We start from the raw sequence: 12970 nt of genomic DNA on the forward strand, positions 1-12970 counted from the left end.
ATGATGCTTTTTACGCTTTTGCCAAGCAGCTTACTGCCTGCAAGCCCAGCCATACTCTTTTCATCTTCCCAGTCATCTATAAAATGATAATAAGATAATATTACATTCATCTCTGCTGCATATTCTGTAAAGTCATTTTGCAGCATGTCCATTTTTTTAACCGGATGTACTACACAATGATATTTGCTGTTCTTCATTTTATGTTCGTACAGCGAAGTAAGCAGAATGACTACAAAAGTCATATCATAGGTCAGCGTCATTTGGCCGCGGAATCCGAAGTTCTCTTTTAGGGTTCTGCATAAACCGCAATAATATGCTTTATATTTATAATAATCTTTAACTTTTAACTCCGGTTTATAAATGGTAACATAGCCAAACATGTACAATCTCCTAATCTTTTTGCCTTCATAGGGGATTATACTATATTCGTTTCAAAAATACCAGTTAACTTTATATAAAATATTGGCCTTATCCCAGTATCTACTGCCAGCTGTCATTCTCCTGCGGCAAAGACTGATTCTCTATATCACCAGGCCCGCTGACATCCGGCTCCTGGTAATTTTCCTGCCCATCTGTTACTTCTGGCTGTTCATTTTCTTCGCCACCCTGCACTCCGGGCTGCTGGTAATCACCTGCTCCATCCTGCACTCCGGGCTGCTCATAAGCTCCACTCTCTGCTGTCCCCGGCTGTTGGTAACCTTCCTGCCCATCCTGTACTCCAGGCTGCTGATAGCTGCCGTCTCCTTGTACCTCCGGCTGTTCATAATTTCCTTGTCCATCTGTAGTGTTACCTGCATCCGTCTGTCCATAAGCTTTAGATCCCCGAACATTCTCTCCTGCATTCGTTGAACCCGTACCGGTAGGTGCATCAGCATGCTGAAACAGCTTTGCCAGCACTTCATGGGTATAAGGCTGATCCATGGGAATTGTAACATCCAGATTATCAATGCGTATGGGCACATTCCCTTCCATACAATAATAAATATCTACACTTTCCGGATTTTTTGGACTCGCATAAGTCTGAAGTGTTTTCTGGATACTGTCCAGTACGGCATACACCATACTTTGCGCATCGTAAACATGGAAGTTTTCCTTCTGGTTAGATGGTGGTCCCATAAAAACAGCGCTTTCTCCGGTAATGCACACCGTCATTCCGCCTTTTCCCGTGGTTATCTGATCAGCCAGAGATATATTCCATCCGGTCAGTGTTTCCATTGCTTTTACCAGGCTGTCGGGCGTGGCTTCCTCTGTCTCAGAATAGTCGTAACTCTGAAACTTACCATCTCCCGTAGATATGTATAATTTCACTCCTTCTGAATTCTGTGAATCACCGACAGCATTTGTCTGTGCTCCGCCGCCGCTTTCCGTTACTTTCATAATTTCAGAAGTACTGCTTTCTGCCGTTCCTTTTGCTGCATCTGCTTTGCCATCTTTCTGGCATCCTGCATTAAATCCCAATATACTGCATAGCAAAACTAGTAAAAGTACCTTTTTTCTCATATTTATTCCCATTGCATATTGCAGGTAAGGCTGCAATACTGCCACAATCAAACAGATTGAAAGAATCACATCGTGGCATCCTTTCTGCGTTATTTTCTTTCAACCCTTCTACTCCTCTTTCGGCAATACATTTCTTATGTATCCTGATTATATGCCAGTCGATCATGAAATTCAATAATATGGAATGAACGACTGTTATATTAATTATTTACAATCCTAATTCTTTTAGCGCCGCTTGTCAAACGCTTCTGCATAAAAGTAGATAAAATCTTTTTTCTCCTGTTTGTAGTTTAAACCATTACATTATGAAAAGAAAGTACTTTTATAAAATTAGTTCTCTATTTTTTCCTGTAAATTCATAAAATCAAAAAATGCTCCCTGTTTTTCTTTTAACTGATTGTAAGATCCTTTTTCTACAATCTCTCCATTTTTCATAAAAATTACCTGATCATACTGTTTTAGCAATTCTTCCTTCAGATTGTGGGTAATGGTAATCAGCGCCAGTTTTTCCTGGGCCAGAAGCCGGTTTTCCATATCATATGCCGTCTGCATATCTACCGCTGAGGTGCCTTCATCCAATATTAACAGGGGGGTTCTTCGGATCAGTGCTCTTGCTACTGCTACTCTTTGGCGCTGCCCCCCGGACAGGTGTATTCCATTTTCTCCAGCCGGAGTCTTCAGCCCATTTTCCATCTGGTCCAAAAATAAACTGATGCCGCTTCTGTCTATTACATCCTGCAGTTCTGTGCCGGAATACTCCCGCTCCAGGCAGATATTCTGGTAAATATCCGTATCAAATAAATATACATTCTGATGAATCATCGATACAATATTACTTAAATCCTTCCCATTCATATCCCTGATTTCACGTCCGTCAAACTGGATACTGCCACTATATCTGTCTGAATATCCGGTCAGCAATTTTACCAGCGTGGACTTTCCGCTCCCGCTTTCCCCAATAATGGCATATTTTTTGGCAGGTTCTATTTGCAGATCCACTTCGTTCAAAATATTTCTTTCCTCCTGGTATGAAAAACTAACTTTTTCTATGTTCAACAGACTTTTAAAAGAAGATCCGGATACCCCTTTGCTCACTGTTCCCAAAATCCTGCTATCCTGTGTGTCTTGTGTGTCTTGTGTGTCCTGTTCCTGGCTAAGCCGTGAGAGACGCTCTAACACAGGTTTCATTCCCGTAATTTTAGGTAAATTCTGCATAATCATCATTACCGGCGTTATAAATGTTCCGCTTAACTGGACAAGTGCCAAAAGGGTTCCTACAGTAGACCTGCCTGTCAAGACAAAATAGGCTGCTACAAAAACGATAATTACAGTGGAAAGCGCTGATAAAATACTGGCAAAACACTCATTAACCGCCAGCAGCCGGTCAGCCATAAACTTGCTCTCTGCAGTATCCCGGTTTTCCTTTTGGAATTCTTTTCGAATATAACCCTCAATGGCAAATCCCCGTATTACCTCATAACCGGACAAATAATCTTTACATTTTGCCGTAAACTCTGCTATTTTTTCTGAAAAATTGTTCTGCCTTACCTGAAGCGCTTTCCCAAAAAATGCAGGTATTAAAAACATTAACAGCATAAAGAAGATTAGAATCACCGTTACCAGCCAGCTTAAATAGAACAGAATTCCAAGAGTTGCTACAAACAAAACGACCATTTTAGCCAGGAGCTGAATTGGTACTAAATAATTTTCTTCCACAAGCTTCACATCGTTTACTATTGCTGACAGATAATCCGCGGTATTAACCTTATAGAAACCCTCCGGGTTCCTGCTCAGCAATCCCTGAAACGTCTTTTTTCTAAGACTCTTCGTTACATTCCGGATCAGAACCTTTCCACAGTAAGCTTCCAGAAAACCAAATCCGCCCAATATAAGAAGATAAATCATAGTAAATGTAAACAGACGCCAGAAAGTATTTACATCCTGCCCAATCGCCGCATCCACTATCTTTTGCAAAATAATTGATATAAATGCGGATGCTACTGAACTTAGTGCTCCAATGCCAATTACCAATGCAAGAATCCACTTATTTTCTTTTAAACATGCTTTCAAATTGATACCTCTCTTTTTCGTTTATTGGAATGCATTGTTTTATATATTCTATATCCATCAAATACATTCGTCATTTACAGAATATATTACTATTTTATTTTTGTCAACTATATTTGATCATTATCGAATAACTTTAATGCAGGATCAGGATTTTTTATTGAACCTTTAGAATTTTGGGCAAAAAATCAACAGAAGCCTTAAGTCTGCAATAAAATGCAGATTTAAGACCCCTGTTGATCTCAACTTTTTCCTATATAACGGGATTCTTACATTAGAGTGTGTTTGAAAATTGATTTCCTGCAGCTGTGCGTCACGCATTCCCTCATTTTTATAATAGCAGCTGCTTCAGATCCCCGATCAGATCCATAACTGCGTCTTCTTCCAGGCAGTAGTATACTTTGCCATTCTTTTTCTCAATATTCACCAACCCACAGGAAAATAATACATTCATATGATGGGACATGGTGGACGCTGATAATTTCATGGTTCCCGCCAGTTCCAGGTTGTACTTTTTGGATTCCTTTAAAATACACAGAATATCCAGTTTGCTTCTGTCACTCAGTGCCTTCAGCTTCATGATAACAGCATCTTTTGCGGCATCCGTACTTTTTCCTCTCCTGGGCAGGAGCTCTAAGAATAATCCCTGATAACCATGGGAATATAAAATCAGCTGTATTGCCGGAGCCACCAGGGTAGGATAGACTACTGCCTGGGATAAGAAACTCGTAAACAGCCGGTCAAATCTCTCAACCTTGTGTGCTGCATAACGTTCCAATAAGGTCTGCAAAGGTTTTTCCACTGATGCAAGCGCTTTCTCATACACAGGTATATTTTTACGGATTGCTTCCATGAGGTATTCCATCCAGAACCTGGGCCGGTGTAGAAATTTAAGTAAATGCCACTTTTTTCCTTCATCCATGTCCAGAGGTTCTAAAAACTCAATAATATCCAGCTCGTTTTTGATACAGGGAATTTTCTGTCTGGAAAGCTCTTCCGAATTAACTCCATCATCAATAATAATTGACATCAGTGTATCTCTAAGCTCTTTGTCTGTTACTCCATCCAGGGATTGGATCCATTCCTTGTTTTCTGTAACCGATACAATCAAAATGAGTATCCATTCCTGATCCTTATCCTTAAAAAAGAATTCTTCATTTTCCGTTTTCACGTAATGATCTTTAAAATATTTTTCATAACGTTCCAGGATTTTAAAATGCTTTTGATAAAATGCCTCACCATCAATCCCAATTTCATTCAATTCCTTTATTGTTTCATCTCTTGTCTCTTCACTTTGATAACAACTGCATAATAAGCCAAGTGTTTCAAATACCGGATCCAACTCATTTTTCATGATCATGCCCATAAAAAAATTCCTCCTGACTGCCTGCTATGATTTCATTTGCTATACCGGCTGTCTGCCAGTCTGCCTATTATAACAAATCTTTCCGCTCATAACAAGCGGAAGCGTGTCTTAAAAATCTATGCCGCAGCAATTTTAAGACACGCTTCCGAGGGTGTTTGAAAGTCTCAATATATAATTTAAATTTTTACATGCTGTTCCACATCTACTACGAATATGGTTGCTCCGCCAAACTCAACAGTCATTGGTACTGTGGCGTAGCTGATTGATTGTACGCCGCCGGATACATAAGGGGTGTTCACATTTACTTGCTTTCTGGTTGAGCACTCTTCTTTAATAATATCAATAACCTGCTCCACTTTATCATCTTCCGTTCCAATCAGCAGTGTCGTGTTCCCCCTGCGCAGGAATCCTCCGGTAGTGGCAAGTTTCGTCACAATAAAATTGCTCTTATTTAGTTTGTCAACTACAAATCCTCCGTCCTCGTCATGGACAATTGCAAATATCATTTTCATATTGGACACCTCCATCACTTTTTACATCTCGCAGATGTACTTTTCAATCATTTTACCGGAACTAACCGATTTTCCTTCTACAACCATCTTATCATAAATCACTTCTTTGTTGTTCATCAAAATAGTAAATATCCGCCATTCGTTTTGAAAAGCGCAGATCGCATAGACATGATTGTGATAATAATCGTTCAGATACTGGAATAAGACATCTTCACTTTCATTCTCGCCTAAGGACAGCATTACAAGATGATAAGATCCCGCACATTTTTTCAGAATATCACTGTTATCCCAGTCCGTATGTTCCTCGTCATGAAGTATCACAATGACTCTGTCATTTTCTCTTCCAAGTTCGTGGATAATCATAATGTCTGCCTCCTGTTTTCATGCAAGATGGATGCTCTTTTATAATAAACGCTGCCGGGATCTTTTGCAACTAATTTATACTTTTTCATGACTTTTAACAGCTTTTCTGCCATCACCGGCTCCATTTCACAGAGAGGAAGGCGGCATTCCCCCACATCCCATCCCATGTAGTTGAGAGCCTGTTTCACTGGTATGGGATTCACGTCATAAAACAGCGCCTCAATCAGCTCCAGATACTCAATCTGCAATTCATCACTGGTTTCCGGATGATGGTTAAAAAAGCTTTCGCAAATATCATGGGCAACCTTAGGCATAATATTCGATAACACCGAAATTACTCCTTTTGCTCCAAGTGCCAGTGCTGATGTGATCTGATCATCATTGCCAGAATAAATATCCAGTCTGTCCTTACAGAGAGAAGAAATTTTAGCAATCTGGGAAAAGTTACCGCTGGCCTCTTTAACTGCTACAATCTTCTCATTTTCACATAAACGAAGATAAGTCTCCGGCTGAATATTCAACCCGGTCCTGGACGGAATATTATACAAAATTACCGGCAGATCAGACGCATCCGCAATTGCATTAAAATGGTAAACCAATCCCTGCTGTGAAGTCTTATTATAATACGGCGTTACGTGAAGCAATGCATCTGCTCCTGCCTTTTCTGCCTGTCTGGAAAGTTCAACAGCATGTTCGGTACAATTGGAACCTGCCCCGGCGATGACTGGAACACGATGTCCCACACACGATGCAATAAACCGGATAACTTCAAAGTGCTCTTTATCGCTTAGCGTTGACGCCTCTCCTGTTGTACCTGCAGCAACAATGGCATCCGTATGGTTTTTCAGTTGAAAATCAATCAGCTCTTCGAGCTTTTCAAAATAAACACTTCCATTTTCTTTGAACGGAGTGACCAATGCAACTCCTGCGCCTGTAAAAATTGTATGCTTCATATTCTTTACCTCTTTCATACATTTTATTTTAAAACTATCTGATTCGCTGTCAAACAGCTAAGTTAAATTTCCTACATCATAGCACAAAGCATATTAAAATGAGATACAGCATCTGCTTTTTTGCATTAAATTTACATAAAAGTCTTGTACTGCCTCTTATTTAATATGCAAAAAGAAGATGTATTTTATTATATTCATCTAAAGTAAGTCAGGAACTTTAAAAAAAGTGAAATTGAACGGTCATGGCAGCCGTTTCCTGCCTGATCGTCCAATCTCACTTTATATTACCCGATACAGCTTATATCATATTGTACTTTTATGACAAATGCAGCAAGGCTTCCGCCAAAGCCAGTATGGTCAGAGACTGCCCGTAAGCCATTGGTGCAATTAATATATTTTTGTAATGATCTGCATCATATCCCATTCCGGTTCCACCGGATACATTCAGCACGGTTCCATCCCGGTCGATATTTTTCAAAATTCCTTTCACGGCTTTCTGGGCACATTCCATATAGGAATCATCCAGAATTCCATAACGGATTCCTTTTAGGATTCCTGCTGCAATTGCCGCTGAACCGGACACCTCTTCATAGCTTGAAGGATCCAGAAGCACCGTATGCCACAAGCCGCTTTTACTCTGTACCTCTTTTAGCTTATGTACCTGCGCCTTATATGTATCTGTGATAAATTGTTTTACGCCAGCATTCATGGTTCCTTTGAACATATCAATATAATCCAGTATCCCCAGGGTAAACCAGCTGTTTCCACGACACCAGAAGATGCCCCCGAAATTATTTCTCTCATTAAAAGTCCACCCGTGGAAGAACAATCCGGTATCCTTATCACAGAGGTACTTTATATGCATCAGAACCTGATGTATGGATTCATCTATCCATTCCTGCTTTTTATATTTCTGACCCATTTTATTCAAGAATAATACTGTCATAAAAATAGTATCAATCCACATTTCATTTTCATTCAAACGAACGCCCAGACGATCTCCGTTTGCACTGGTAACATGCTGAAAGCCTCCTTCCTTTGTCCGGGGAAGGCAGTTCATCAGCCAGTCAGCCCACTTCAGGCAGAGATCTTCAAATTCCGGATCATTATACTGCTCATTTAATTCTACCAGCGTTAGCAGCGGCGTAGTGGTATTGATATTTTTTGACGGAAGCCCCTGTTCTACATTTTCCTTAAACCAGTCATATAGAAACTTCTGATATTTTTCATTTTTTTCTGTCTTCATTATTTTTAACAGCCCGTACAGACCTACACCCTGAGGCCAGTCCCATTCCCGGATACCAAAATCTCTTTTGAAAAATCCAATTGATTCCCCACCATTTTCTTCCAGTTCCTTTGCATTATCGGGACCGTCCAGATTCAAAAGCTTATCAATTACCAGATCTAACTTATCTCTCAATTCTTTTTCGTTTATATTTTTCATTAAAATCCTCCATATATTTCAAACAGGCGCCAAGCGTGCAGATCCGGAACAAGGATTTTCTGGCACGTTGGGTCAGGCACTGGCTTTTTTAAGTTGTTTATTATATAATGTACTAAATATATCACACAGCCTGTCTTATGGACAGACTCCGCAGGTGGTTATATTCATATTTATTCCTTAAACAATTCCAAAGAAAAGGTGGTAATCCATGGAAAAAGTGGTCTATTATGCTGAAATGGAAGGAATCTCCCTGGAGCATATGGTGCGAAACGGTAAATTCGACATGCGTGTCAAACATTTTCACAATGAGTATGAAATTTTTTATATCTTAGAAGGCGAACGCCTCTTTTTCTTTAATAACCGTAATTATCTGGCATCCAAAGGTGATCTTATCCTTGTGGATACTAATCTTATACATATGACTAAATCTGTTACTGAGGAAGATCAGGGCCATAACCGGATTATTCTCTACATTGGTAAAGGGAAAATGCAGGAACTAAGTGAAAAATTCCCTGCCCTTGGCCTGGTTCGCTTCTTTCAGGATAACTATGGTGTATATCATCTGAATAAAGATCAGCAGTATCTGTTTATGCAGATGTACGAGCATCTGCAGACAGAATTCAGTAAAAAGCACCGAAACTACAAATATGCTATTGAACTGGAAATCCTCTCTTATTTTCTCAAACTGGTACGTGATATCTCACATAAGAACCAGGAAACTCCACAGTTTGGTAGTGAAAGCAAATACCGGACAGCTTACGCCGTTGCCGATTATCTCTCAGAGAACTGTCAGGAAACCATATCCCTGGAGGATTTGTCCAGCCATTTTTACTTAAGCAAATACTATATCTGCAGAGTTTTCAAAGAAGTAACCGGCTATACCATCAGTGAATATATCAATATCCACCGTATTAAAAAAGCAAAGCGCTATTTAGAGGAAACAGACATGAGCATCTCATCCATCGCACATGCCCTTGGTTATGAAAGCATCACCTATTTTGAAAAAATGTTTAAAACTTACATGACCATCTCTCCTCTGAAATATCGTAAAACATTAAATACAGTCACTCATACAAATATACCAACTAACCCATAAGCCCAAGAACAGACGGCAGCCAGGTGCTGAGTGCGGGTATGAAAGTAACAAACAGCAAAGCGATCAGTATCGCACCAAAAAATGGCAGGAGTTTCTTCATAACATCTTCCACCTGGAGCTTTGCCACACTGCATCCTACGAACAATACACTTCCCACTGGGGGAGTTACGGTTCCAATGGATAAGTTCATTACAATCATAACGCCAAACTGAATGGGATCCATACCAAGATTCGTTGCTATCGGAAGAAAGATCGGCGTAAAAATCAACAGCGCCGGAGCCATATCCATAAAAGTACCTACTATTAACAAAATCAGGTTAATGATCAACAGGATGACAATTTTGTTATCGGAAATGCCAAGGAGCAGATTACTGATTGCCTGGGGCAGCCCCGTAAAGGAAAGTACAAAGGATAAAATGGATGATGCCCCGATGATCAGCATAACTACTGCTGTCATAACTCCGGTATCAACCAGAATAGCCGGTATCTCTTTTATTTTAATACTTTTATATACGAATACCGATAATAAAAATGCATACACCACCGCTATCCCGGATGCTTCTGTAGGAGTAAAGTATCCGGAGAGAATTCCGCCGATAATAATTACCACCAATAGTAAGCTTGGAATTGCATCCCAGATGGTTTTCAAAACCACAGATCCGGTAAGCTTCTCTCTTTTAATCACATATCCGTGTCTTTTCCCATAGAAAAATGCTACGATCATACATAGTCCTGCCCATAACAGACCCGGTATCCAACCCGCCATAAATAAGGTAGCTACCGACGTACCACCGCTTGCTGCGGAGAATACTATAAATGCAGTAGTCGGAGGGATTAACTGTCCTACCGGAGCAGTTGCAATATTAACTGCTGCTGAAAACCCTTCATCATAACCCTGTTTCTTTTCCAGTGGATTCATAACACCGCCGATTGCCGTAGCTGCTGCAATACCGGAACCGGAAATGGATCCAAACATTGCGTTTCCGGCAATATTAGTCAGTGCCAGAGAACCCGGAACCTTACCCAGTACTAATAATGCCAGATTTATTAGTCTCTGTGCAATACCGCCGCTGCTCATCAAAAGACCTGCCAGGATGAAAAATGGCACTGCCAGCAGGGTAAAACTATCAATACCGCCAACTAATTTCTGTGCTGATATGAACATCCCGAATCCCGGGGATAAAAACATGATAATTGTCAAAAGCGCGGAAGCAATAATACTAAAAGATACGGGTGCACTCATTGCCAACAGAAAAAAGAACGTAATAACCAGAACAATAGCTGCCTGTAATTCCATACTATTTTACCTCCTTTAATTTTTTTACAAAGCTAATCATCCGGTTTACACTGTAAATAATCATTAGAACACCACTGATTGGCACACATGCATAATACAGCTGCATCGGAATCTGCATAGCCGGAGAAATCTGTCCTGCGGAGTTCATCGTTACCAGCCATCCTCCCGCGATCATAACAAACACACTCAGTACAATAATTAATACTTCAATTCCTATTTTGGTTAAAACATTATTTTTCGGCTGAAAACTCTTGGTAAGAATACCGATGGATAAATGCTTTTCTTTTCCGTAAGCATACGGAACTCCCAGCATCGTTACCCAGATTAATACATACCTTAGAAACTCTTCTGTGTATTTACTTGGATTTCCTAACAGAAATCTTGTAATTACCTGCCAGAAACAACCGATTACCATTACCGCAACCAGAACAGCAATCACAATTTCCAGAACTTTATTTAATACTTTCATCTTTGTACCCATTGCATAGTGCAGAACCACCTGCAATTTCCTTTCTATTTCTTTTTTTAACTCTGCTGTTTATTCCGCATATTTTTGAATATCCTCGTACAAAGTTTTATACGAATCTCCCTTTGCACAGAAAGATTCCCGAATAGGATGTACGGCTTCAATCAATGCAGATTTATCAATATCCCTGTAAACGGTAACGCCATGTTCTTCTGCTTCTTGTATCGCTGCTTCCATCATTCCTGTGTAGAGACTTTTAAAATTCTCATTCGTACTTTTCAGGCTTTCTCTTAAGTAATTCTGCTGTTCCTCTGTCATACTGTTCCATTTTTTCGTACTGATTATATAAATATCCGGTGAATACTGATGCTCTGTGTAAGTATAGGATTTTACCAGATCCTGATGTCCGTCGACGGTCAGTGCCAGCTCTGTATTTTCCGCACCATCCACAATTCCCTGCTGAAGTGAAGTATAGGTCTCTCCTGCTGCCATCGGTACCGGTGAACCTCCCATTTTTTCAATCATATCCATGGAAGTGGTACTTGGCATAGAACGTATCTTTTTCCCTTTAAGTACGGACGGATTATCACACTTCACATCTTCCTTAAGATAAAAATTTCTTGCACCATTTGCATAATAACCAATTGCTATGTATCCTTCTTCTTCTGTGGAAGTAAAAAGTTTTTGTACCTCTTCACTTTTTTCCATGGCGTCATAGTAATGCTGCTGCCCATTGAACAGATACGGTACTGCAAAGATTGAATACTCATCCTGGAACTGTCCCAGGGTGTTGGAACTGACTTTTGCCATGTCCAGAATTCCCGCTTTTACCATTTCGATGATTTCTTTTTCCGTTCCGAGAACACCGCTTGGATAAATCTTAACTTCCATTTCTTTAGAATCATCTTCTGCAACTATGTCAGAGAGCAATGCAATGGAATCTGCAATCTCAGATCCTGCCGACTGGTTATGCGCCAGCCTGATCTCCACTTTTCCGCTGGAATTCGCACTTACTACTTTAAAAAATGTAACTGCTACAATAACAATTCCTATCAAGCCAACTGCAATTCCGAGTGTTTTCTTAATGCTTTTCATGTATTTCTTCTCCTTCTTCATCGTGAATATATACAAATTTTTGATCTATTTTTTGGTAATATTGCATAAATTCTCGATATTTTTTTCAGCACTATTACAGCACTTCTTATAGTTGCATTATAACATAGTTAAAAGGCTCTTTCTTCTTTTATGTTGCAGTCCTTTGTACTTTTTCAAACTATATTGCACCATTTTTTTGTTGAAATTTGATTATATTTATGTTTTTTTGTATTTTCCGTTTTATCCGGGCATAAAAAAGGAACCTCTGACTAAAGAGATTCCTTCTGTTTCATTTTTCTCATTGCAGATTGCAGATTTGTGTGCCATGCTGGCTTCTTTCAATCTTTATGATCAAAACTTTTTCAAAAAAGCGATATCCGCTCTTGCAAACTCCGGATTCATCTCTTCTCTGAGGAGATACATATCCGGTTTATTTTGTCTCAGCCATTGAATGATGGTATCGTAAGCAATTATGCCTTCTCCCAATCTGGCAGGAACGTATGCACGGTTATCATCCAGTGTGAAATCTTTAATATGCATCACATCTATGTATCCGCCAATTTTATCCAACCACTGGCTCCAATATTTCTCCTGATCCGTATTTTCCGGAAATTCCAGGAGATTAGAAGCATCAAAAATCAGACGCAGATGCTCACTGTCCTGTACCTGGTCAATCACATCCAACACTGCTTCCACATTTTCCAACGGATGCCAGTATACCGGTTCTACTGCCAGTTTTACATCCAGCTTTTGCGCTTCTTCCATAACGCGTTTTATGCTGTCCATCATGAATGGGTACCAGATTTTCTTT

At 39.9% G+C, this 12970-nt stretch carries 13 protein-coding genes; 1 reads left to right on the top strand and 12 read right to left on the bottom strand.

The window, feature by feature from the left end:
* The 8 genes from RHS_RS18330 to RHS_RS18365 form a co-directional block, all read right to left on the bottom strand.
* Positions 1 to 380 (bottom strand): DUF5685 family protein (locus RHS_RS18330; RefSeq protein ID WP_047834000.1); only part of this gene is annotated, 380 nt, incomplete at its 3' end.
* 100 nt (positions 381 to 480) lie between these two features.
* Positions 481 to 1569, bottom strand: a complete 1089-nt coding sequence (locus RHS_RS18335) for a hypothetical protein (RefSeq protein ID WP_047834001.1) — start codon at positions 1567 to 1569, stop codon at positions 481 to 483.
* A gap of 261 nt (positions 1570 to 1830) precedes the next feature.
* Positions 1831 to 3570: an ABC transporter ATP-binding protein gene (locus RHS_RS18340; protein ID WP_027296284.1), complete on the bottom strand. Its 1740-nt coding sequence runs from the start codon at positions 3568 to 3570 to the stop codon at positions 1831 to 1833.
* 328 nt (positions 3571 to 3898) lie between these two features.
* Positions 3899 to 4933: a helix-turn-helix transcriptional regulator gene (locus tag RHS_RS18345; RefSeq protein ID WP_027296283.1), complete on the bottom strand. Its 1035-nt coding sequence runs from the start codon at positions 4931 to 4933 to the stop codon at positions 3899 to 3901.
* A gap of 176 nt (positions 4934 to 5109) precedes the next feature.
* Positions 5110 to 5445, bottom strand: a complete 336-nt coding sequence (locus tag RHS_RS18350; protein WP_027296282.1) for a cyclic-di-AMP receptor — start codon at positions 5443 to 5445, stop codon at positions 5110 to 5112.
* Between the two features lie 21 nt (positions 5446 to 5466).
* A complete protein-coding gene (locus RHS_RS18355; RefSeq protein WP_027296281.1) occupies positions 5467 to 5808 on the bottom strand; it encodes a hypothetical protein in 342 nt (113 codons plus the stop codon).
* Positions 5805 to 6761 carry a 4-hydroxy-tetrahydrodipicolinate synthase gene (dapA, locus tag RHS_RS18360; protein WP_027296280.1) on the bottom strand — a complete coding sequence of 319 codons (957 nt, stop codon included), beginning with the start codon at positions 6759 to 6761 and terminating at the stop codon, positions 5805 to 5807. The genes RHS_RS18355 and dapA overlap by 4 nt, the downstream gene beginning before the upstream one ends.
* Before the next feature lie 316 nt (positions 6762 to 7077).
* Entirely contained in the window at positions 7078 to 8205 is a 1128-nt protein-coding gene (locus RHS_RS18365; RefSeq protein ID WP_044293891.1) for a glycoside hydrolase family 105 protein, read from the bottom strand.
* Between the two features lie 208 nt (positions 8206 to 8413).
* Between RHS_RS18365 and RHS_RS18370 the strand changes: the two genes are divergently transcribed.
* Positions 8414 to 9301 (top strand): AraC family transcriptional regulator, encoded by an 888-nt coding sequence (locus tag RHS_RS18370; protein ID WP_027296278.1) that lies wholly within the window; start codon positions 8414 to 8416, stop codon positions 9299 to 9301.
* Here RHS_RS18370 and RHS_RS18375 read toward each other — a convergent pair.
* The 4 genes from RHS_RS18375 to RHS_RS18390 form a co-directional block, all read right to left on the bottom strand.
* Positions 9291 to 10598 (bottom strand): TRAP transporter large permease, encoded by a 1308-nt coding sequence (locus RHS_RS18375; protein ID WP_027296277.1) that lies wholly within the window; start codon positions 10596 to 10598, stop codon positions 9291 to 9293. The genes RHS_RS18370 and RHS_RS18375 overlap by 11 nt on opposite strands.
* Position 10599: 1 nt before the next feature.
* Positions 10600 to 11067: a TRAP transporter small permease gene (locus RHS_RS18380; RefSeq protein WP_027296276.1), complete on the bottom strand. Its 468-nt coding sequence runs from the start codon at positions 11065 to 11067 to the stop codon at positions 10600 to 10602.
* Positions 11068 to 11136: 69 nt separating this feature from the next.
* Positions 11137 to 12159, bottom strand: a complete 1023-nt coding sequence (gene dctP, locus RHS_RS18385) for a TRAP transporter substrate-binding protein DctP (protein WP_027296275.1) — start codon at positions 12157 to 12159, stop codon at positions 11137 to 11139.
* Between the two features lie 351 nt (positions 12160 to 12510).
* Positions 12511 to 12970: TIM barrel protein (locus RHS_RS18390; protein ID WP_047834002.1), on the bottom strand; the 460-nt coding region annotated here is incomplete at its 5' end.

It is taken from the genome of Robinsoniella sp. RHS (genome assembly GCF_001029355.1).
In the GTDB taxonomy this organism is placed as follows: domain Bacteria; phylum Bacillota; class Clostridia; order Lachnospirales; family Lachnospiraceae; genus Robinsoniella; species Robinsoniella peoriensis.

Bases quoted from the DNA above. Each gene is read 5' to 3' on its own strand.
- RHS_RS18345 (WP_027296283.1), bottom strand. From the start codon at position 4,933: ATGGGCATGATCATGAAAAATGAGTTGGATCCGGTATTTGAAACACTT.
- RHS_RS18350 (WP_027296282.1), bottom strand. From the start codon at position 5,445: ATGAAAATGATATTTGCAATTGTCCATGACGAGGACGGAGGATTTGTA.
- RHS_RS18355 (WP_027296281.1), bottom strand. From the start codon at position 5,808: ATGATTATCCACGAACTTGGAAGAGAAAATGACAGAGTCATTGTGATA.
- dapA (WP_027296280.1), bottom strand. From the start codon at position 6,761: ATGAAGCATACAATTTTTACAGGCGCAGGAGTTGCATTGGTCACTCCG.
- RHS_RS18365 (WP_044293891.1), bottom strand. From the start codon at position 8,205: ATGAAAAATATAAACGAAAAAGAATTGAGAGATAAGTTAGATCTGGTA.
- RHS_RS18370 (WP_027296278.1), top strand. From the start codon at position 8,414: ATGGAAAAAGTGGTCTATTATGCTGAAATGGAAGGAATCTCCCTGGAG.
- RHS_RS18375 (WP_027296277.1), bottom strand. From the start codon at position 10,598: ATGGAATTACAGGCAGCTATTGTTCTGGTTATTACGTTCTTTTTTCTG.
- RHS_RS18380 (WP_027296276.1), bottom strand. From the start codon at position 11,067: ATGAAAGTATTAAATAAAGTTCTGGAAATTGTGATTGCTGTTCTGGTT.
- dctP (WP_027296275.1), bottom strand. From the start codon at position 12,159: ATGAAAAGCATTAAGAAAACACTCGGAATTGCAGTTGGCTTGATAGGA.